This is a genomic window from Azospirillum sp. HJ39 (genome assembly GCF_041507355.1).
Lineage (GTDB): Bacteria > Pseudomonadota > Alphaproteobacteria > Azospirillales > Azospirillaceae > Azospirillum > Azospirillum thiophilum.
In genome coordinates this window covers 504,334-524,932 of record NZ_CP167910.1, presented here as the reverse complement: position 1 = coordinate 524,932, position 20,599 = coordinate 504,334, and the positions used below count along the sequence as shown (strand labels likewise).

Below are 20,599 nucleotides of genomic sequence, written 5' to 3'. Positions count from 1 at the left end.
GGCTTTACCCATGGAAATGCTCGTAGAGTTTGCGGGCGATGGCGGCGCTGATGCCGGGGGCGGCCTCCAGATCCTTCAGCCCGGCCGACGCGACGGCGGTGGCGCTGCCGAAATGGTGGAGCAGCGCCTTCCTGCGGGTCGGGCCGATGCCGGGAATGCCGTCGATGCGGCTGTGCGACATCGCCTTCATGCGGCGGGCGCGGTGGCTGTCGATGGCGGTCCGGTGGGCCTCGTCGCGCAGCCTTTGCAGGAAATGCAGCACCGGGTCGTTGGCGGCGAGGCTGAGCGGCGGCTGGCCGGGTCGGAAGAAGCGCTCGCGCCCGGCATTGCGGTCCGGCCCCTTGGCGATGGCGACCAGCGGGATGTCGGTGATCCCCAGCATTGCCAGCTCGTCGCGGACCGCGTTGAGCTGGCCCAGCCCGCCGTCGATCAGGATCAGGTCGGGCCACAGGCCGGCGCTGCGGCCCTGTTCGTCGCGGCTTGGATCGTCGGTGCGCGCCCGGGCGAAGCGGCGGGTGAAGGTCTCGCGCAGCATGGCGTAATCGTCGCCGGCCGCCTCGGGATCGCGGATGTGGAAGCGGCGGTAGGCGTTGCGCTGGAACCCCTCCGGCCCCGCCACCACCATGGCGCCGACCGGGAAGGCGCCCTGGATGTGCGAGGTGTCGTAGATCTCGATGCGGCGCGGCGGGGCGGGCAGGGCGAAGACGCGCGCCACCCCCTCCAGCAGCGCCGCCTGGGTCGAGCGGTCGGCCAGCCGCCGACCCAGCGCGTCGCGGGCGTTGGTCAGCGCATGCTCGACGGTGCGGCGCTTGGGGCCGCGCCTGGGGGTTTCCACCGCGACGCGGCGGCCGGCGGTCAGGCCCAGCGCCTCGGCCAGCAGGTCCGGGGCGGCGACCGGGTGGCTCAGCAGCAGCAGGGCGGGCGGCGGGGTGTCGGCATAGAGCTGGGCGGCGAAGGCCGCCAGGATGTCGCCCGGCTCCTCCTCGGCGTCGATGCGGGGGAAGAAGGCGCGGGTGCCCTGGTTGCGCCCGCCGCGGAAGAAGAAGGCCTGGACGCAGGCCGCCCCGCCCTCGCGGTGCAGGGCCAGCACGTCGGCGTCGCCCAGCGTGTCCTCCAGGTTGATGTCCTGGCGGCTCTGGAGCGCCGTCAGCGCGCGGATGCGGTCGCGCCAGCGGGCGGCGTCCTCATACTCCAGCCGGTCGGAGCTGTCCTGCATGTGGCGGGCGAAGTCCGCCTGGACCTCGGCGCTGCGGCCGGACAGCACGTCGCGCACGCCCTGGACCTGGGCGGCATACTCCTCCTCGCCGACGCGGCCGACGCAGGGGGCGGAGCAGCGCTTGATCTGGTGTTGCAGGCAGGGCCGGGTGCGCGAGGCGAACACCCCGTCGTCGCAGCTGCGCAGCAGGAAGGCCCGTTGCAGCGCCGCGATGGTCATGCCGACCAGATGGGGCGAGGCATAGGGGCCGAACAGGTCCGAATCGCGGCGGTTGCCTTTGCCGGCCCCGCCCTTTCCCGTGGTGCCGCGCCGCTCGGCGCTGCCGCGGTGCTGCATCAGCCGGGGGAACTCGTGCCCCTTGCCGATCACGATGTAGGAGAAGGACCGGTCGTCCTTGACCAGGATGTTGAAGGGCGGCAGCAGGCTGCGGATCAGGTTGGCTTCCAGCAGCAGCGCCTCGGCCTCGGTGTGGGTGGTGACGAACTCCATGGCGCGGGTCAGCGCCACCATGCGGCGGGTGCGGCCGGGCAGCCCGTCGGTCCGGGTGTAGCTCGCCACCCGCCGCTTCAGGTTCTTCGCCTTGCCGACATAGAGCACCGACCCGTCGGCCGCCAGCATCCGATAGACGCCGGGCGTGTCCGGCAGGGTCGCGAGCTGGGCGCGGATCACCTCCGCCCCGCGATTGGACGCCCCGTCCGTCTGCACGTCCTGATCTCCCGCCTTTCCGACCGCATTCCCGATTCGCTGCCTACCCAACCAGTAGAACGGAACGGGTCCAAGAGACAAGAATCGGATGGGGAATGCATGAATCAGGGCAGGCGACCGGCATGTCCGGCCGGCTGCGGCATTCTTTCAACTCTGCATTCATAGGTGCTGCGTATAATATCCGATGCGGACGGATTGAATGGAAGATATTCCCCGTCTGGTATGCGGGGCAACGAAACGAACCGACCGAACAGGGGAGAAGCGCCTTGGACATCAGCGTCACCATCCTACAGGACATCTGCGATTCCATCGGCCGCGAGCTGGACGCCGTCGTCTCCTTCGTCGGCAAAACCGGCAGCGTGACCGCCTCCACCGCGCGCGAGCGGATCGGCACCGCCCATCCTGTCGCCACCGAGATCGTCGGCCGCCGGCTGGACGAACGCGCGGTCAGCCGGGAGGACGCCGCGAAGTCCGGCGGCACCATGCGCGAGGGCTATGCCATCGCCATCGACCTGGACGGCGACCGGGTCGGCGCGCTCGCCATCACCGGCACGGCCGAGCAGGCCCGCCGCTACGCCCGCCTCGCCCGCCATTGGGTGACGGCGGCCCTGCGGGCGGAAACGGCGGAAACCCGCCGGATCGCGCTGGTGCGCGACCTGTCCGACCGGGTGGAGCGCGAGGTCGGCGGGCTGGCCGGCGAGCTGACGGAGGCGGGCCGCAGGCTGGAGACGGCGGTCGCCGCCGTCCGCAAGGCCGGGGCCGACGGGCTGCGCCAGACCGCCGATGCCGCCGGGGCGGCGCGTGCGGTCGACGGCTCGGTCAGCGCCATCGCCGGCATGCTCGACCGTCTGGCCTCCACCTCCGACCAGATTTCCGGCGACACCGGCAAGGCACGCGAGATCAGCCTCGCGGCGGCATCGGACAGCGACCGCGCCACCACGGTGATGACCTCGCTGCGCTCGGCGGCGGGACAGATCGCCAGCGTGGTCAAGCTGATCAACGCAATCGCCAGCCAGACCAACCTGCTGGCGCTGAACGCCACCATCGAGGCGGCACGGGCGGGGGAGGCCGGGCGCGGCTTCGCCGTCGTCGCCAACGAGGTGAAGGCGCTGTCGCGCCAGACCGCCGACGCCACCAAGCAGATCGCCGATCAGGTCGCCAACCTGCAGAAGGAGACCGCCGCGGTGGACGAGGCGCTGGGCCGCATCCATTCCACCATCGGCTCGATCCAGACGATCAACGGCACCGTTGCCGCCGCAATCGACGAACAGGCGGCGCTGACGGCGGAGGTGTCGCGCTCGCTCGACCGCTCCCGCCAGGACGCCATGGCGGCGGAGCAGCGGATCGGCGACGCCGAACAGACGCTGGGCGGGGTGACGCGCACGCTCGACGAGCTGACGGCGCTTGGGCAGACCATCGCCAGCCGTGCCGGCAGCCTGGGCAATGGCCTGGGCGGCCGGCTGTCGGACGCGCTGCGTCAGGTCCGCGGGTAGGGCTGGCCGCTATCCACCGGGTCGTTGCCGGTGATGGTGCTGCGCAGCACGGTGATGCGGGCGGCGGGCGCGGCGCCGCCCGGCAGCGGCACGATCAGCCGGCGCTTGACCGGCTGGTGCGCCGCCCGGCGCGACACGCCGGCGAAGATCTGCTTGGACGCCTCGATCATCGTCACCCCGGCGAAGGCCTTGAACCAGCGCCCGCCGACCTCTTCCCAGGCCGGCGCCGACTTCTGCAGGACACGCGAGCGTAGCGGCGGCATGAACAGGGCGTGGCGGGTGCGTTCCGGCACGAACATGGTGTCGCGCAGCACCTGCTTCAGCTGCGACGAGGAATAGGGGAAGCCGTGGCCGAAGGGCGTCCAGTCGGCGCGCGCCCACAGGCCGCGGCGGTTCGGCACCACAGCCAGCACCCGGCCGCCGCCGGCCAGAACCCGCCAGATCTCGCGCATCATCGGCCGCAGCTGCTCGGTGCCCTCCAGCCCATGGACCAGCAGCACGCGGTCGATGGTGTTGTCGCCGAAGGGCAGGTCGGCCTCGTCGCCCAGCGCCACCATGCCCGGCCCCTCCGCCGGCCAGAAGCTGACGCCCTGGCTGGCCGGCATCACCGCCGCCACCCGGTCCGCCTCGCCGATGAAGGGGCGCAGGTAGGGCGTGGTGTAGCCGATGCCGAGCACGATCTGGTTGCGCACGTCGGGCCAGATGTTGCGGATGCGCCGGCGGATCATCCGCTGGGCGGTCTGGCCCAATCCGGACTCGTAGAACTCCCTCAGATCGACGATATCTGTGTACATGGTATCCCAAGCGTAACACGGGTTTCGTATCGCAACAGCAGGGAGTCCGCTGCCGTGGAGGTCATTCTCGTTCCGGCTTTCGCCGACAACTACATCTATGTGCTGCGCGACGCGGCATCCGGCAAGGTCGGCGTGGTCGATCCCGGCGACGCGGCGCCGGTGCGGGCCGAATTGGAGCGGCGCGGCTGGTCGCTGACCCACATCTTCCTCACCCACCACCATGACGACCATATCGGCGGTGCCGGGGAGCTGAAGGAGCGCTACGGCGCCAGCGTGGTCGGCGCCCGCGCCGACGCCCACCGCATCCCCGGCCTGGACGCGATGCTGGGCGACGGCGACCGCACCGTGTTCGGCAGCCAGACCGCCCGTGTCCTCGCGGTTCCCGGCCACACCAGCGGCCATATCGCCTTCTGGTTCGAGGCGGCGGACTCGCTGTTCTGCGGCGACACCCTGTTCTCGCTCGGCTGCGGCCGGCTGTTCGAGGGCACGCCGGCCCAGATGTGGGACTCGCTGCAGGAATTGCGCGCCCTGGCCGATCGGACACGTGTCTATTGCGGCCATGAATACACCCAGTCCAACGGCCGTTTCGCCCTGGCGGTCGATCCCGGCAATGCCGCCCTGCACCGGCGGATGGAGGAGGTCGCGGAGCTGCGCGACCGCAACCAGCCGACGATTCCCACCAGCATCGGCATGGAGCGCCGCACCAATCCCTTCCTGCGCGCCGACGATCCCGGCGTCCAGGCGGCGGTCGGCATGGCCGGCGCCCCGGCGGTGGAGGTCTTCGCCGAATTGCGCCGGCGCAAGGACCATTTCCGCGGGTGAGGGCTGCCGGCCGGGCCTCTGGACCGGCCGCCGGGCCGCGGTCTAGGCTTCGGTCGAGACAAGTTCACCGTGGAAGGAACGCCGATGCCGACGCTGCGCTGGAGCCCCACCTCGCCCTATGTGCGCAAGGTGATGATGGTCGTGATCGAACGCGGGCTGGAGGACCGGGTGGAGCGGGTGTCGACCGATCCCTGGTCGGCCGACACCGACCTGACGGCCGACAACCCGCTCGGCAAGGTGCCGGCGCTGACCCTGGAGGATGGGACGACCCTGTTCGACAGCCCGGTGATCGCCGAATATCTCGACAGCCTGGGGGACCGGGCGCCGCTGTTCCCGCCCGCCGGCCCGGCACGCTGGACGGCGCTGCGCCTCCAGGCCATCGCCGACGGCATCTGCGACGCGGCGATCCTGCGCCGGCTGGAAGCCAACCGCCCCGACGGCGAGAAGTCCGCCGGCTGGATGGAGCGCCAGCGCAAGGCGGTCGCCCGGTCGCTCGACCTGCTGGAGGCGGAGGCGGCGTCGCTGGAGGGCGGCGACAGCATCGGCACGCTGGCGGTGCTGGCGGCGCTCGGCTACCTCGATTTCCGCTTCGGGCATGAGGATTGGCGCGAGGGCAGGCCGGCGCTCGCCGCCTGGTTCGCCGGGCAGGCCGGCCGCGACAGCCTGCTGCGGACCGCGCCGCCGGTATAATTCAAGTCGTGTAACACCGGTATGGTCCAGGCGACGGACCGGACAGTCCAGCCTTGGGATGCGTAATAATGCGGCGCCCGGCAATGATGGGCGCCGCTTTTGCGTGTATGGAATGTTCATACCCGATTCACCATGACTGTCGCGTTTCCAGTTCGTGACCAGGACCGATCCAATCGGATCTGTGGCGCGCAGCGATCTTTCGATTGTGCGTAGCGAAAACTTCACCGAACCGTCACTCAAACATCCAAACAGAGGGGCTACCCATGGGTTCGGCCGGCTTGCGGAGAACCGCGGGCGCGGCACGGACAACCTCCAAGCCACGGGTGGCCCACATGGCAGACCGCATCGACCCGCGCCGGCGGTCCGGCATCAAGTCGAAAATGCTGATCGCCTTCGGCACCGTGGCGGCGTTGCCCTGCATCGCGGCGGTGGTCGGCTGGATGTCCTACGGCGCGGTCAGGGGCCATGTCGCCGACATCACCGGAACCCAGGTGCCGGTGCTGAGCGCCGCGCACGGGCTGGCCACCACCACCGCCCGCGTCCTGGCATTGGGGCCGCTGATCGACGCCGCGTCCTCCGAAGACGATCTGGTCCGCCTGCGCGGCGCGGTGGAGGCGCAGCGCGGCAGGTTGGACGGTCAGCTCGCCCGGCTGTCGGTCGGCCAGGGCGATGCGGCCCGCATTGGGGAGCTGACGGGCACCGCGCGCTCGCTGCTCGGCAGCATCGACGCACTGCAGGCGGCGACCGGCCGGCGGCTGAGCCTGCAGGAACAGCGCAGCGCCCGGCTGACGGAACTGAGCGACGCCCATGCCCGGCTGCTGGCGGCGCTGAAGCCGGACATGCAGGCCTCGCGCGAACAGCTGGCCCAGGCGATCTCGGCGATGGTGGAGACGACCTCGCAATCCTCCGCTGTGATCGGCGGCGAGCTGGGACAGACGGTGATCCCGCTGTTCCAGCTGCGCGGTGCCGCGGCGGCGCTGACCAAGTCGCTGCTGATCGGCGCCTTCGAGACCGACCGGTCCAAGGTGATGTCGCTGTCCACCGACTTCGACTCCGCGCTGTCCGACGTGCAGGGCGCCCTGCGCCCGCTGGCCAAGAGCGAGGCGGCGGCCCCGGTGGTCGCGGCGATCAACGAGCTTTCGACCTTCGGCGACGGCGACCGCAGCGTCTACATGCGCCGCGTCCGCCATCTCACCCCCGGCATTCCCGACGCCGAGGCCGCCAAGCTGTCGGCCTCGCTGGCGGCCAGCGTCGACGACATCGTCCGGCTCGACAGCGACGCCAACGCCCGCATGCTGCCGCTCATGCTGAACTCGCGCGGCCGCATCGCCGAGGCGGGCAACGCCATCGCCGAGCGGATGCAGGATCTGTCGACCAACGTGGTCCCGGCGGCACAGCACCGCTACACCGTGCTGAGCGGTCTGATGGCCGACGCCAACCTGCTGGCCGGCAAGCTGGCCGAGGCCGGCAACGCCGAGACCCCGGCCCGGCTGGCCGCTGCGCGGCGCACGCTGGACCCGCTGGCGGCGACCATCCGCAACACCTTGCAGGAGTCGGGGAACGATCTGGGCGGCGAGGTCCGCCGGCTGTCGGACCGGCTGCTGGCGCTGGGATTCGGCGACGACGGCATCCTGGCGCTGCGCGGCGGCGAACTGAAGGCCTATGCCGACAATGCCGGGCTGATCGACAGCAACCGCAGCACCGGCGCCGCCCTGACCGCCATGGTCGACGGGCTGGTCCAGTCGGCCGAACAGGCGACCGCCGATGGCGCGACCGCCGCCCATGACGCGCTGGAGCGCACCAACGAGGTGCAGATCCTGCTGGCGACCGCCGGCGTGCTGCTGGCCGGGATGATCGTCACCCTCTATGTCGGGCGCCGCGTCGTCGGCCGGATGGAAACGCTGGCCGCCGCGATGCGCCGGGTCGCCGGCGGCGACCTGCTGGTCGACCACAAGGCGGGCGGCAACGACGAGATCACCGACATGGGGCTGGCGCTGGACGTCTTCATCGCCAACGCCCGCGCGATGGAGGAGGCGCACGAGCGGGTCGAGGTGGAGCGGCGCAACGCGGCCTCCGCCCGCCGCACCAGCATGCTGGAGATCGCCGACCAGTTCGAGCGCAACGTGCTGAGCAGCGTCGAGACGCTGGCCGAGGCCGCCCGCGTGATGGCGGCGCGCGCCCGCTCGCTGACCGACATCGCCGCCAACGCCAACGACCGCGCCGACGCGGCGATGGAATTGTCGGGCGAAATGGCCGCCGGCATCCAGCAGGTGGCGACCGCCGCCTCTGAGATCTCGCAATCGATCGCCGAGATCAGCAAGCGCACCGGCGAATCGGCCCGCATCATCGGCGACACCGCCGCCGGGGCGGAGCAGGTCAAGGCCACCGTCGCCGAGCTGTCGAGCACGGCGGGCGAGATCGGCACCGTCGTCGGGCTGATCGACGAGATCGCCGGCCAGACCAACCTTCTGGCGCTGAACGCCACCATCGAGGCCGCCAGGGCGGGGGAGGCGGGCAGGGGATTCGCCGTCGTGGCGGGCGAGGTCAAGGCACTGGCCGGCCAGACCGCCCAGGCCACCGCCGAGATCGCCCGTCAGATCGCCGCGACCCAGTCGGCCAGCCGCGAGACCGTGGAGGTGGTGGCGACCATGACCGGCAGCGTCCAGCGCATCGAATCCAACGCCTCGGCCATCGCCGCGGCGATCGAGGAACAGGCGACCATCACGGCGAGCATCGTCGACAGCTCGCACCGCGTCGCGGTCGGCACCCAGGCGGCATCCGACCATGTCGCCGGCCTGTCGGAGGCCGCGGCCAAGGTGCGCGCCCAGGCCGGCGACGTGCTGCAGGTTGCCGAAAGCCTGTCGCACGAGGCGACCAGCCTCGGCTCGGCCGTGCATCTGTTCCTCCAGGAAATCCGGGCCGCGCGATGAGCGGGCGGTCCGGGGCAAGCACGGGTTGGTTTCATAAAACTGACACGTAAACAAAACAAACCCGTCACCGGCCGCGGCTATGGTCACCGCGACGAAGAAGGCGGGTACCGACGTCCGGCCAAGGCCGGGCTTTCCTCGATCCCAACGACACCGTCCAAACCTATCGGGAGTTTAGCCGTGAAAACCATGACCTCGGCGTTCGTTCGCTGCGCCGCCTTCGGTGCCCTGGCCGTCCTGTCCGTGTCGGCCGCCCCGCTGTCGGTTGCCTCGGCCGCCGACATCTCCGGCGCCGGCGCCACCTTCCCCTATCCGATCTATGCCAAGTGGGCCGACGCCTACAAGAAGGAGACGGGCACCGGCCTGAACTACCAGTCGATCGGTTCGGGCGGTGGCATCAAGCAGATCAAGGCGAAGACGGTCACCTTCGGCGCTTCGGACATGCCGCTGAAGCCGGAAGAGCTTGAGCAGGCCGGTCTGATCCAGTTCCCGATGATCATGGGCGGCGTCGTTCCGGTGGTGAACCTGAAGGGCGTCAAGGGCGGCGAGATCAAGCTGTCGGGCACGGTGCTCGCCAACATCTACATGGGCGAAGTGACCAAGTGGAACGACGCCCAGATCAAGGCGCTGAACCCGAACGTGAACCTGCCGAACACCGCCATCGCTCCGATCTACCGCTCGGACGGGTCGGGCACCAACTTCCTGTTCACCGACTACCTGTCGAAGACCAGCCCGAAGTTCAAGACCCAGATCGGCGCCAACACCTCGGTCCAGTGGCCGGCCGGCATCGGCGCCAAGGGTAACGAGGGCGTGGCCAACATGGTCAAGCAGACGGACGGCTCGGTCGGCTACGTCGAATACGCCTACGCCAAGCAGAACAACATCACCCACCTCGGCCTGCAGAACAAGGACGGCAAGATCGTCGAGCCGAAGATCGAAGCCTTCCAGGCCGCCGCGGCGAACGCCGACTGGGCCAACGCCAAGGGCTACTACGTCCTGCTGACCGACGAGCCGGGCGCCGAGAGCTGGCCGATCACCGGCGCCAGCTTCATCCTGATGTACAAGAACCCGCAGGATCCGGCCATCTCGGCCGAAGCCCTGAAGTTCTTCGACTGGGCCTACAAGAGCGGCGCCAAGATGGCCACCGACCTCGATTACGTCCCGATGCCGGCGTCGGTGATCGAGATGGTCGAGAAGACCTGGTCGCAGAGCATCCAGGTCGAAGGCAAGCCGATCTGGACCGCTTCGGCCAAGTAAGCCGGCCACCCCACCCCGGACGCGCCGGTGCACAGCCGACGCATCCGGTGGTCTGATCCGCCGGCGGGAACGGAATTCGCCGTTCCCGCCGCACGTCTCACGGAGCGGCCATGACCGAGATCGCGCTAGCCTTGACCGACGAACACGCCTCCACCACACGACGGGCCCGCCGCCAGCGCCTGCAGGACGCGGCCTTCCGCAACGCCACGCTCTTTTTCGCCCTGGTCGTCCTGCTGATCCTCGGTGGCGTCACGGTATCGCTGATCGACGGCGCGCTGCCCGCGCTGCGCGTCTTCGGTTTCGGTTTCGTGACCGACGAGGTCTGGAACCCGGTGACCGAAGAATTCGGCGCGCTCGCCCCGATCTACGGCACGCTGATGACCTCCATCATCGCGATGGCCGTCGGCATTCCGGTCAGCTTCGGCATCGCGCTGTTCATCACCGAGATGTGCCCGGCCTGGCTGAAGCGCCCGCTCGGCGTCGCCATCGAGCTGCTCGCCGGCATTCCCAGCATCATCTACGGCATCTGGGGCCTGTTCGTCTTCGCCCCCTTCATGCAGTCGACGATCCAGCCCTTCCTGATCGCCACGGTGGGCCAGGTGCCCGGCATCGGCAACCTGTTCACGGGCCCGCCCTACGGCATCGGCATCCTGACCGCCGGGCTGATCCTGGGCATCATGGTGCTGCCCTTCATCACCTCCATCACCCGCGACGTCTTCGAGACGGTGCCGCCGATGGTGCGCGAATCGGCCTATGGGCTGGGCGCGACCACCTGGGAGGTGGTGTGGAACGTGGTGCTGCCCTACACCCGCACCGGCGTCATGGGCGGCGTCATGCTTGGGCTGGGCCGCGCGCTGGGCGAGACGATGGCGGTGACCTTCGTCATCGGCAACGCGCACCGCATCAGCTCCTCGATCATGGCGCCGGGCACGACGATTTCGGCCTCCATCGCCAACGAGTTCACCGAGGCGGTCGGCGACGTCTACACCGCATCGCTGGTGGCGCTGGGCCTGATCCTGTTCCTGATCACCTTCGCCGTGCTGTCGATCGCCAAGCTGATGCTGCTGCGCCTGCAGCGCAAGGCCGGAGTCTGAGGCCCATGAGCATGTCAAATTCCGCGACGCTGGCCGTCCCCGTCGGGGGGCTGTACCACCGCCGCCGCATCGTCAACAAGGTGGCCCTCTCCCTGGCGCTCGGGGCCGCCGGCTTCGGCCTGTTCTGGCTGGTCGCCATCCTGTGGACGCTGCTGTTCAACGGGCTGTCGGCCATCAACATCAGCCTGTTCACCGAGAACACGCCGCCGCCGGGCGGAGAGGGCGGCCTGCTGAACGCCATCTTCGGCAGCATCGTGATGACCAGCGTCGCCACATTGGTCGGCACGCCGATCGGCATCATGGCCGGCACCTACCTCGCCGAGTTCGGCCGCGGCAGCAAGCTGGCCGAGGTGGTGCGCTTCATCAACGACGTGCTGCTGAGCGCGCCGTCGATCATGGTCGGCCTGTTCGTCTACGAGGTGATGGTCATCCGCATGGGCCATTTCTCGGCCTGGGCGGGCGCCATGGCGCTGGCGGTCATCGTCATCCCGGTCGTGGTCCGCACGACCGAGGACATGCTGAAGCTGGTGCCCAACAGCCTGCGCGAAGCGGCAGCCGCACTCGGCGCGCCGCAATGGAAGATGATCACCATGGTCGCCTACCGCGCGGCCCGCAACGGCATGATCACCGGCGTCCTGCTCGCCATCGCCCGCATCAGCGGCGAGACCGCGCCCCTGCTGTTCACCGCGCTGAACAACCAGTTCTGGAGCGCGGACATGAATGCGCCGATGGCCAACCTGCCGGTGGTCATCTTCCAATACGCGATGTCGCCCTATGAGGATTGGCGCCAGCTTGCCTGGGGCGGCGCGCTGCTGATCACGGTCGCCATCCTGCTCCTCAACATCGGCGCCCGGCTGCTGGCCGGTCTCGGCACGACGAGAAAGTAACCATGACGATGACCCACATGGACGCCAACAGCCCCGCCCACGGCAGCCACAGGATGCCCCCCGGCATGGTCGCCGGTGCCGGTGCCGAACGCCCGATCGCCGGTGCCGGCCTGCCCGAGAAGTTCACCGTGCGCAACCTGGACTTCTTCTATGACGGCTACCGCGCGCTGAAGGACATCTCGCTGCCGCTGTACGACCGTCAGGTCACCGCCTTCATCGGCCCGTCGGGCTGCGGCAAGTCGACCCTGCTGCGCATCCTGAACCGGATGTACGACCTCTATCCCAAGCAGGTCGCGACCGGCGAGGTTCTGCTCGACGGCGTCAACATCCTGTCGCCCAAGCAGGACCTGAACCTGCTGCGCGCCCGCGTCGGCATGGTGTTCCAGAAGCCGACTCCGTTCCCGATGTCGATCTACGACAACATCGCCTTCGGCGTGAAGCTGTACGAGAAGCTGTCGCGCGCCGACATGGACGAGCGGGTGGAGTTCTCGCTGCGCCGTGCCGCGCTGTGGGACGAGGTGAAGGACAAGCTGCGCCAGAACGGCATGAGCCTGTCCGGCGGCCAGCAGCAGCGCCTGTGCATCGCCCGCGCCATCGCGGTCAAGCCGTCGGTCCTGCTGCTGGACGAGCCGACCTCGGCGCTCGACCCGATCTCCACCGCCAAGTGCGAGGAGCTGGTGGACGAGCTGCGCTCCGACTACTGCATCGCCATCGTGACCCACAACATGCAGCAGGCGGCCCGCATCTCCAACTTCACCGCCTTCATGTATCTGGGCGAGCTGATCGAGTTCGGGAACACGGAAGAGATCTTCACCAACCCGACCAAGGAGAAGACCTCCGAATACATCACCGGCCGCTTCGGCTGAGGGTTCGGACAGGCTGGCAGGAGAGGAAAGAGGGGCCGCCAGGAATTGGCGGCCCCATTGTCGTTTCCGGGCCGGCCGATCCATCGCGTCAATTATTTTCCATAACCAATATTATGTGTTTTAAATGGCGATGGCCAGGCCGTGATGCGGTGTGGCGTTGCTTGCCCTGGCATGGGTTGCTATCGTCGCAGCGGTCGCATCGGGAGCCATCATGACCGTCGACACGTTGCATTCCTTGAACCGCCTGTCGGATACGGCGATCGCCGCCGACCCTTTCCCCCATCTGGTGGTGCCGGATTTCCTGCCTGCCGACATTTATGCCCGCGCCTGTGCCCAATGGCCGGATCGTCTTGCCTTCGGCATTCTCCAGCCCGACGACCTGCCCTCGCGCCATCAGGTGCCGCTGACCGAGCGCTGGCTGGGGCAATGCGGCGGCGAGCGGGCTGCGGCGTGGCGCGCGGTGCGCGACTGCCTGTTCAATCCCGATATCGTCGCGCTGATGGCGGACCGCTTTCCCGAGGTCCGCAGCAAGCTGGGCTGGGTCGATGCCCCGCCGGTGCTGCAGCTCCGCATCATCGAGGACCATACCGGCCACGCCATGTTGCCGCATACGGACATCGAGGCGACGATGTTCTCGATGCTGCTCTACATGCCGGCGGACGACGCCCCTGAGGATCCGCAGGCATCACGCTTGGGCACCGCGCTGTACCGCCCGCGCGATCCCGGCTTCCGCGGGCGGGGGATGGACCGCTATCCGCGTGCGGATTTCGAACTGGTTGCCCAAGCCCCTTATCGGCCGAACCATCTGCTGGCCTACGCGCCGTCCGACCGTTCCTTCCATGGGGTGGAGCCGGTCGCAAGCCCCTGCATGCGGCGGTTGCTGATCGCCTTCGCCGTGCTGGAAACCCGCCATCCGTCACGGCGCGGTGTGGCATGAGGAGGATTCGGCGTTCCTAAGCCTTCTCTCCATGCGAAGGAGCTGCTGTTTCGGCCCGTATCTGGAATGAATGGTCCGCCGGGCATCCGTCCGGCCGGTCCTCCAGGCTGTTGACCGCGTCGGCCCAGGCGTAGGCGCCCCTGATCGGATGCAGGTGATGGTCGCGCGGGTTCGGGCTGCGGTAGGCCTCGGCGATCAGGCCGGTTCCGGTGTCCAGGACACGCGCGGAAATGTCGATATAGGGAAGCCCCCGCCGGGCCGCTTCCGCCGCGAGCCGTTCGTTGTAGCGCAGCGTCAGGTCGGTGCGCTGGCGCAGGCTTGCGGTCACGGTGTGGCGGGCGCGGGCGACGGCACCCTGGCGCTGACCGTCGGGGATGGTGGGCAGGACGGCTCCGGTCACCACCACCCGGCCGTAACCGGCATCGATCAAGCTGTCGATGAAACACGCATAGGCGCTTATGGACTCCGTCAGTTGCGCGTCCACCGGCTCGCCAAGGGTTTGCGCCCGCCACCAGATGACGAAGCCGCAATCGACCTCGCCGAGCTGGATCACCGGGACGACGCCCGGCAGGACGGGCAGCAACGCCTGCTGGAACTGGACGATGGCCTGGGTGTGGCTTTCGGGATTGCGCAGGCCGACGGCGGTGGCGCCGGGGACGACGAGGAACCGGGACGGGCGGCGGAACAGGCCGAAGGTCGCCGCGATCTCGAAGGATTGGACGTGACTGTCACCGACGAAGTACCAGCCGTGCATCGCCTGCCCCTGTCCGTCTTCCGCTCCATCATAGCGGTATTCGGGCGGACTTGCTCCGATGACGATCCGTCCAAGGCTTCGCCACCTCCGCGTCGGCGGCATGTGCAGAATTTGCCAAGCCCGTCGTGAAGCGACAAGACCGCAACCGCGGCGAGGGCCGATAGTGCCGTCCGACCCGAGGCAAGCAGTGGGAAACGACAGCCATGTCCGCACCGGCCGCATCCGGAACCTCGCCCCTGCCTTCGCCGCGACCTTCGCCCCTGCCCTGGCTCCTGTTGCTGCTGTCGGTCACGACCGGACTGGTCGACGCCGTCAGCGTCCTCGGGCTGGGCAAGGTCTTCACCGCCAACATGACCGGCAATGTCGTCTTCCTCGGCTTCGCCGCCGCCGGCACGCCGGGCTTCAGGGTCTTGCCGGCGGTGGCGGCGCTGCTGTCCTTCCTGGGCGGAGCCCTGGTCGCCGGCCGGATCGGCAGGAGATTCGCCGGCCGGCCGATGCGGCATTGGCTGCTCGCCGCGGCCCTGTTCGAGACATCGCTGTTCTGGATCGCCGCCGCCGTCGCCACCGGCTTCGACATCGACGCGCAGGCGCCCGCTTCCGGCCTCTATGCGATCATCGCCCTGACCGGCTTCGCCATGGGCTTCCGCAACGCCACGGTCCGGCAATTGAAGGTTCCAGACCTGACCACGACGGTGCTGACCCTGACCCTGACCGGGCTGGCCGCCGATTCCAGCCTTGCCGGCGGCGGAAACACCAACGCGCGGCGCCGGATGGCCAGCGTGGCGGCGATCTTCCTCGGGGCCGCCGTCGGTGCCGTCCTGGTGATGCGGAGCGGGCTGGCCCTGCCCCTGGCCGTCGTCGGTGCGCTGGTTCTGGCCGGCACCGCGCTCTGTGCGCTGCATCCGGTTTCGGCCGGGCCGGCAGCCGCCGGCTGAGGTTGGCAGGAAAGCCCCGCGCCGGCCGGTGAAGCCGTCCCCCGCCCCGCGACTGGAGATCGCACCATGAAGGCCGGCCGGCTCGAAGCCTTCACCGACGGGGTGGTGGCGATCGTCATCACCATCATGGTGCTTGAGTTGAAGGTGCCGGAGGACGGCAGCCTCGCCGCCCTGGCGGAGCGCGTGCCGATCCTGCTGGCCTATGTGCTGTCCTTCGTCAATGTCGGGCTCTACTGGAACAACCATCACCATCTGTTGCAGGCGACCACGCGCATCGACGGGCGGGTGCTGTGGGCCAACCTGTTCCTGCTGTTCTGGCTGTCGCTGGTTCCCTTCGTCATCCGCTGGCTCGATGCGAGCGCCTTCTCGCCGGTGGCGACGGCGGCCTACGGCGTCGTCCTCGGCATGGCGGCCATCGGTTACAACCTGACCGAACGGGCGATCATCGCCTGCGGCGGCCACGAGTCCGCCGTGGCGCGGGCGGTCGGAACCGACCTGAAGGGCAAGGTCAGCCTGGCGCTCTATGCCATGGCCATCCCGCTGGCCTTCGTCGTGCAATGGCTGGCGCTCCTGCTCTACATGCTGGTGATCCTGCTGTGGCTGGTGCCGGACCGCCGGATCGAGCGCACCCTGGAGGAGTGACGGGCGAAGGGCCTGAATACATCCGATATCGGAAATTTTCCGATTGGAATTTCCGGCGCGTTCCCCTATGGTGCACGCCTTCCGGCGCCGGCCCGCCTTCTTGCGGCTGCGCCCTCCCCTCCCTCCTCCGGTTTCCCAAGGTTCCGCGATGCCCCCCGTCCTTCGGCCGCGCAAGGCCGCGATGGCCTTCATCCTCGTCACCGCCGCGCTCGACGTCGTGGCGATGGGCATCGTCATTCCGGTGCTGCCGGCGCTGATCGAGGAATTTTCCGGCTCCGACGCACGGGCGGGCACCATCAACGGCGCGCTGATCGCGCTGTGGGCGCTGATGCAGTTCTTCTCGTCGCCGGTGATCGGGTCGCTGTCGGACCGGTTCGGGCGGCGGCCGGTCATCCTGCTGTCGGCCCTGGGGCTGGCGGCGGACTATGTGCTGATGGCCGTCGCGCCGAGCCTGTGGTGGCTGGTGGTCGGCCGGGCGGTCGCCGGCATCACCTCCTCCAGCTTCACCACCGTCTTCGCCTATATGGCCGACGTGACCCCGCCGGAACGGCGGGCGCAGGCCTACGGCATGGTCGGGGCGGCCTTCAGCGCCGGCTTCATCGCCGGCCCGCTGCTGGGCGGCCTGCTGGGCGAGCTGTCGCCGCGTGCCCCATTCTGGGCCGCGGGAGCACTGAGCGGCCTGACCTTCCTCTACGGCCTGGCCGTGCTGCCGGAATCGCTGGCGCCGGAGAAGCGCATGGCCTTCTCCTGGCGGCGGGCCAATCCGTTCGGCGCGCTGCGGCTGCTGCGCTCGCATCCGGAGCTGTCGGGGCTGGCGCTGGTCAATTTCCTGCTGCATTTCTCCCACCATGTCTTTTCCGCCGTCTTCGTCCTCTATGCCGGGCATCGCTTCGGCTGGAGCGCCTGGGACGTCGGGCTGCTGCTGGCGATGGTCGGCGGGCTCGACATGGCGGTGCAGGGGCTGCTGGTGAGCCACGTCGTGAAGAGGCTGGGCGACCGGGCAACGCTGGTCCTCGGCCTGTTCGCCGGCGCCGTCGGGCTGGGCTGCATGGGGCTGGCGCCGGACGGGCGCTGGTTCGCGCTCGCCATCCTGCCGAACGCGCTGTGGGGGCTGGCGATGCCGACCATCCAGTCGTTGATGACGCAGCGGGTCTCGCCGTCGGAGCAGGGCCAGTTGCAGGGCGCCACCATGAGCGTGGCGAGCGTCGCCGGCATCCTGTCGCCGGTCTTCTTCGGGTCGGTCTATTCCGCGTCGGTCGGGGTGGATCCGCTGTTCCCGCATCCAGGAACGCCCTTCGTGATCGCGGCGCTGGTGCTGCTGGCCGGGGCGTTGATCGGCTGGGCGGTGGCGCGGCGCAACGGCCGGGCGGAAAGCGTCTCGGCCTGAGGCCCGACTGACCCGCCCCTTGCGTCCGCGCGGGGGCGTCCCACATTGCTGCGTCACGCCCCCGCGCAATGTCCCATCGCTCCGCTGCGTTATCAGCGGTGGGAATTTGCCGGCCGACGCGCTAAGAGTGTCGGCTTGTCCACCCGCACCGATTCAAGAGCCCCGGAGAACGCGATGCTCGCGGCCCCCAACCTGTTCGCCCACCGCCCCGACCGGAGCGTGCGCCCGAAGGCGGCGCCCTTCCTGCCGATGTCGCGCGCGGAGATGGACCGGCTGGGCTGGGACCAGTGCGACGTCATCATCGTCACCGGCGACGCCTATGTCGACCATCCCAGCTTCGGCATGGCGATCATCGGCCGGCTGCTGGAATCGCAGGGGCTGAAGGTCGGCATCATCGCCCAGCCGGACTGGAGCAGTGCCGAGCCGTTCAAGATCCTGGGCAAGCCGCGGCTGTTCTGGGGCGTGACCGGCGGCAACATGGATTCGATGGTCAACCACTACACGGCCGACCGTCGCCTGCGCCACAACGACAGCTACACGCCGAACGACGAGGGCGGCAAGCGGCCGGACCGCGCCGTCATCGTCTATTCCCAGCGCTGCCGCGAGGCGTACAAGGACGTTCCCATCCTGCTGGGCGGCATCGAGGCGAGCCTGCGCCGCATCGCCCAGTACGACCATTGGAGCGAGAAGATCCGCCGCTCGGTCCTGGCCGACGCCAAGGCCGACCTGCTGGTCTACGGCAATGCCGAACGCGCCATCATCGAGATCGCCCAGCGCGCCCTGGCGGGGGAATCGCCCAAGGCGATGACCGACATCCGCGGCACCGCCATCATGCGCTCCAGCCTGCCGGAGGGCTGGACCGTGGTCGACAGCAGCTCGATCGACGATCCGTCGGCGACGGTGTCGCCGCGCGCCGCCGGGGCCGACCGCATGGTGGTGCGGCTGCCGAGCTACGAGCAGGTGACGGCCGACAAGGTGCTCTACGCCCATGCCAGCCGCGTCCTGCACCAGGAGAGCAACCCCGGCAACGCCCGCGCGCTGGTCCAGCGCCACGGCGACCGCGACGTCTGGCTGAACCCGCCGCCGATCCCGCTGGAAACCAACGAGATGGACGGTGTCTACGACCTGCCCTATGCCCGTGCGCCCCACCCGTCCTATGGCGATGCGCGCATCCCGGCATGGGAGATGATCCGCTTTTCCGTCAACATCATGCGCGGCTGCTTCGGCGGCTGTTCCTTCTGCTCGATCACCGAGCATGAGGGGCGCATCATCCAGAGCCGGTCGGAAGGCTCCATCCTGCGCGAGATCGAGCTTATCCGCGACAAGACCAAGGGCTTCACCGGCGTCATCTCCGACATGGGCGGGCCGACCGCCAACATGTACCGGCTCGCCTGCAAGGACAAGGAGACGGAAGCGGTCTGCCGCCGGCCGTCCTGCGTCTTCCCCGACATCTGCAAGAACCTGGACACCGACCATTCCTCGCTGGTCCAGCTCTACCGCAAGGCCCGCGCGGTGCCGGGGGTGAAGAAGATCCACATCGCGTCCGGCCTGCGCTACGACCTCGCCGTCCGCAATCCGGAATATGTCAAGGAGCTGGTGACCCACCATGTCGGCGGCTACCTGAAGATCGCGCCCGAGCACACCGAGCCGGGGCCGCTGGCCAAGATGATGAAGCCCGGCATGGGCGCCTACGACGACTTCAAGCGGATGTTCGACAAGGCGGCCAAGGAGGCCGGGAAGAAGCTCTACCTGATCCCCTACTTCATCGCCGCCCATCCCGGCACCACCGACGAGGACATGATGAACCTCGCCCTGTGGTTGAAGCGGAACGGCTTCAAGGCCGATCAGGTGCAGACCTTCCTGCCCTCGCCGATGTCGCTGGCGACCGCCATGTACCATAGCGAGCGCAATCCCCTGCGCCCGGTCCGCCGCGTCGGGTCGGAGACGGTGTCCTCGGCCAAGGGGCTGAAGCAGCGCCGCCTGCACAAGGCCTTCCTGCGCTATCACGACCCGGAGAACTGGCCGATCCTGCGCGAGGCGCTGAAACGGCTGGGCCGCGAGGATCTGATCGGGCCGGGCGAGGAACAGCTGATCCCGTCCTGGCAGCCGGTGGGGGCGACAGCCAAGCCGCGCGAGGCGGCGAAGGGCAAGAGCTTCCTGACCCAGCAGGCCGGCCAGGGGCGCCGCGTGGTGCCGCCGCCGGGCAAGCCGGTCGGGCAGAGGCCGCGCCAGACCTCCCTCAGTGGGGCGCCGCCAAAGGGAACGCCGCCCAAGGGGCGCTGAGCGGCGTCACCCCGTCCTCTTCCATGAAGTGCTTGCGGCGGATCCGTCGAGACCTGGCCGTCTTGACCGGAACCGCATGCCCGCTTTCCTGCCCGCCGGCCGTCAAGCGGAAAATAAATGGAGGGGGAAAAAGATCGCCTTTCCACAACCGGAATGCCTCTGTACCACCTTCAGGGACAATGTTCCGCGTTCCACAAGCGGGTTCGCGATTCCCGTCCTGCCAAGGTCAGCACGAGGACTCCATGCCGGTTGTTCAAGCCAACGTGATTGCGCAGCCCCTCGGCAATGATCCAGGGGCATTCCTGAGGCGTAACATCGTCACCTTCTTCATGCCGGACGGCATGAGCGTCGGTGACTGGAATCAACGCTATGGCGGGGCGACAGTCGGTGTCGGCGCCCACCGGCCCCATCATTTCCGCGTCGAACATGTCGATGCCGTGAACGTCCGGTATCGCGGACTCCTCTATGGCTGGCACACCAACGGCATGATGTATCAGGTCAGGCCGCACAACAATGGCGACGGCACGGCGTATTTCCTGCCATGGAACGTCGACAGCGGCTATTCGCTGTCCATCGGGGCCAATGCCACCCTGTTCTTCAATGCCATGATGAATGGCTGCTCCTTCGGCTGGAGCGCCGGAAACGGCATCGTCCGGGTTGCCCACCACAACATCCAGGATGCGAACGGTGCCACCGATAACGGGGCGATGTTGCAATCGCTGGCCGGCTATGCCGGACGCTACATGCGCAACGACTATCGCCTGACGCAAGGCGGCACGGGACAATCCACCGTTGTCGGCGCGCGTGTCAACGGCCAGTGGCAGATCTGGGCGCAGATCATCACGACCGATGGCGGCGGAACCTTCGACATCCAATCCGTGCGCCGTCTCCTGTAGGATCCCGCATCGGC

Annotated in this window: 17 protein-coding genes; 14 read left to right on the top strand and 3 right to left on the bottom strand. The window is 68.8% G+C overall.

The annotated features are described in order from the left end of the window. Positions 1-4: 4 nt before the first annotated feature. Entirely contained in the window at positions 5-1,921 is a 1,917-nt protein-coding gene (uvrC, locus tag ABMY26_RS12885) for an excinuclease ABC subunit UvrC (RefSeq protein WP_372396116.1), read from the bottom strand. 266 nt (positions 1,922-2,187) lie between these two features. Here uvrC and ABMY26_RS12880 point away from each other — a divergent pair, with 266 nt between their 5' ends. Next, the gene (locus ABMY26_RS12880) at positions 2,188-3,414 is read left to right on the top strand and encodes a methyl-accepting chemotaxis protein (protein ID WP_372396115.1); all 1,227 of its coding nucleotides are present in this window, start codon (positions 2,188-2,190) and stop codon (positions 3,412-3,414) included. Here ABMY26_RS12880 and ABMY26_RS12875 read toward each other — a convergent pair. Beyond that, positions 3,399-4,208, bottom strand: coding sequence for a class I SAM-dependent methyltransferase (locus ABMY26_RS12875; protein WP_372396114.1), 810 nt, complete (start codon positions 4,206-4,208; stop codon positions 3,399-3,401). The genes ABMY26_RS12880 and ABMY26_RS12875 overlap by 16 nt on opposite strands. 54 nt (positions 4,209-4,262) lie before the next feature. Between ABMY26_RS12875 and gloB the strand changes: the two genes are divergently transcribed. From gloB to ABMY26_RS12835, 8 genes are all read left to right on the top strand, one after another. Continuing rightward, positions 4,263-5,030 (top strand): hydroxyacylglutathione hydrolase, encoded by a 768-nt coding sequence (gloB, locus tag ABMY26_RS12870; RefSeq protein WP_372396113.1) that lies wholly within the window; start codon positions 4,263-4,265, stop codon positions 5,028-5,030. An 84-nt stretch (positions 5,031-5,114) separates the two neighbouring features. Then, a complete protein-coding gene (locus ABMY26_RS12865) occupies positions 5,115-5,720 on the top strand; it encodes a glutathione S-transferase N-terminal domain-containing protein (RefSeq protein WP_372396112.1) in 606 nt (201 codons plus the stop codon). Between the two features lie 332 nt (positions 5,721-6,052). Further along, positions 6,053-8,650 carry a methyl-accepting chemotaxis protein gene (locus tag ABMY26_RS12860; protein ID WP_372396111.1) on the top strand — a complete coding sequence of 866 codons (2,598 nt, stop codon included), beginning with the start codon at positions 6,053-6,055 and terminating at the stop codon, positions 8,648-8,650. Between the two features lie 186 nt (positions 8,651-8,836). After that, complete coding sequence (gene pstS, locus ABMY26_RS12855) at positions 8,837-9,904, top strand: phosphate ABC transporter substrate-binding protein PstS (protein WP_045584979.1); 1,068 nt, start codon at positions 8,837-8,839, stop codon at positions 9,902-9,904. Positions 9,905-10,014: 110 nt separating this feature from the next. Further along, positions 10,015-10,998: a phosphate ABC transporter permease subunit PstC gene (gene pstC / locus ABMY26_RS12850; protein WP_372396110.1), complete on the top strand. Its 984-nt coding sequence runs from the start codon at positions 10,015-10,017 to the stop codon at positions 10,996-10,998. Positions 10,999-11,003: 5 nt separating this feature from the next. Further along, positions 11,004-11,885, top strand: a complete 882-nt coding sequence (pstA, locus tag ABMY26_RS12845; protein WP_372396109.1) for a phosphate ABC transporter permease PstA — start codon at positions 11,004-11,006, stop codon at positions 11,883-11,885. A gap of 53 nt (positions 11,886-11,938) precedes the next feature. After that, on the top strand, positions 11,939-12,751 hold the full coding sequence (pstB, locus tag ABMY26_RS12840; protein ID WP_372396506.1) for a phosphate ABC transporter ATP-binding protein PstB: 813 nt from the start codon (positions 11,939-11,941) through the stop codon (positions 12,749-12,751). 211 nt (positions 12,752-12,962) lie between these two features. Beyond that, positions 12,963-13,688, top strand: a complete 726-nt coding sequence (locus ABMY26_RS12835; RefSeq protein ID WP_372396108.1) for a hypothetical protein — start codon at positions 12,963-12,965, stop codon at positions 13,686-13,688. Between the two features lie 16 nt (positions 13,689-13,704). Here the strand turns inward: ABMY26_RS12835 and ABMY26_RS12830 are convergent, their stop codons facing one another. After that, positions 13,705-14,442, bottom strand: coding sequence for a hypothetical protein (locus tag ABMY26_RS12830; protein WP_372396107.1), 738 nt, complete (start codon positions 14,440-14,442; stop codon positions 13,705-13,707). A 203-nt stretch (positions 14,443-14,645) separates the two neighbouring features. On the opposite strand from ABMY26_RS12830, the gene ABMY26_RS12825 reads away from it, so the two are divergent. The 5 genes from ABMY26_RS12825 (at position 14,646) to ABMY26_RS12805 (ending at position 20,585) form a co-directional block, all read left to right on the top strand. Further along, positions 14,646-15,377 (top strand): YoaK family protein, encoded by a 732-nt coding sequence (locus ABMY26_RS12825; protein ID WP_372396106.1) that lies wholly within the window; start codon positions 14,646-14,648, stop codon positions 15,375-15,377. A 66-nt stretch (positions 15,378-15,443) separates the two neighbouring features. Then, a complete protein-coding gene (locus tag ABMY26_RS12820; protein ID WP_372396105.1) occupies positions 15,444-16,019 on the top strand; it encodes a TMEM175 family protein in 576 nt (191 codons plus the stop codon). A 148-nt stretch (positions 16,020-16,167) separates the two neighbouring features. Beyond that, on the top strand, positions 16,168-17,406 hold the full coding sequence (locus ABMY26_RS12815; protein WP_372396104.1) for a TCR/Tet family MFS transporter: 1,239 nt from the start codon (positions 16,168-16,170) through the stop codon (positions 17,404-17,406). Positions 17,407-17,580: 174 nt separating this feature from the next. Beyond that, positions 17,581-19,689, top strand: a complete 2,109-nt coding sequence (locus ABMY26_RS12810) for a YgiQ family radical SAM protein (RefSeq protein ID WP_372396103.1) — start codon at positions 17,581-17,583, stop codon at positions 19,687-19,689. Between the two features lie 242 nt (positions 19,690-19,931). Next, complete coding sequence (locus ABMY26_RS12805) at positions 19,932-20,585, top strand: hypothetical protein (RefSeq protein WP_372396102.1); 654 nt, start codon at positions 19,932-19,934, stop codon at positions 20,583-20,585. Positions 20,586-20,599 lie beyond the last annotated feature (14 nt).

What these genes read in the sequence shown, in the direction of transcription:
- ABMY26_RS12875 (WP_372396114.1), bottom strand. Translation starts at nt 4,208, where the DNA reads ATGTACACAGATATCGTCGATCTGAGGGAGTTCTACGAGTCCGGATTG.
- ABMY26_RS12865 (WP_372396112.1), top strand. Translation starts at nt 5,115, where the DNA reads ATGCCGACGCTGCGCTGGAGCCCCACCTCGCCCTATGTGCGCAAGGTG.
- ABMY26_RS12860 (WP_372396111.1), top strand. Translation starts at nt 6,053, where the DNA reads ATGGCAGACCGCATCGACCCGCGCCGGCGGTCCGGCATCAAGTCGAAA.
- pstS (WP_045584979.1), top strand. Translation starts at nt 8,837, where the DNA reads ATGACCTCGGCGTTCGTTCGCTGCGCCGCCTTCGGTGCCCTGGCCGTC.
- pstC (WP_372396110.1), top strand. Translation starts at nt 10,015, where the DNA reads ATGACCGAGATCGCGCTAGCCTTGACCGACGAACACGCCTCCACCACA.
- pstA (WP_372396109.1), top strand. Translation starts at nt 11,004, where the DNA reads ATGAGCATGTCAAATTCCGCGACGCTGGCCGTCCCCGTCGGGGGGCTG.
- pstB (WP_372396506.1), top strand. Translation starts at nt 11,939, where the DNA reads ATGCCCCCCGGCATGGTCGCCGGTGCCGGTGCCGAACGCCCGATCGCC.
- ABMY26_RS12835 (WP_372396108.1), top strand. Translation starts at nt 12,963, where the DNA reads ATGACCGTCGACACGTTGCATTCCTTGAACCGCCTGTCGGATACGGCG.
- ABMY26_RS12830 (WP_372396107.1), bottom strand. Translation starts at nt 14,442, where the DNA reads ATGCACGGCTGGTACTTCGTCGGTGACAGTCACGTCCAATCCTTCGAG.
- ABMY26_RS12825 (WP_372396106.1), top strand. Translation starts at nt 14,646, where the DNA reads ATGTCCGCACCGGCCGCATCCGGAACCTCGCCCCTGCCTTCGCCGCGA.
- ABMY26_RS12820 (WP_372396105.1), top strand. Translation starts at nt 15,444, where the DNA reads ATGAAGGCCGGCCGGCTCGAAGCCTTCACCGACGGGGTGGTGGCGATC.
- ABMY26_RS12815 (WP_372396104.1), top strand. Translation starts at nt 16,168, where the DNA reads ATGCCCCCCGTCCTTCGGCCGCGCAAGGCCGCGATGGCCTTCATCCTC.
- ABMY26_RS12810 (WP_372396103.1), top strand. Translation starts at nt 17,581, where the DNA reads ATGCTCGCGGCCCCCAACCTGTTCGCCCACCGCCCCGACCGGAGCGTG.
- ABMY26_RS12805 (WP_372396102.1), top strand. Translation starts at nt 19,932, where the DNA reads ATGCCGGTTGTTCAAGCCAACGTGATTGCGCAGCCCCTCGGCAATGAT.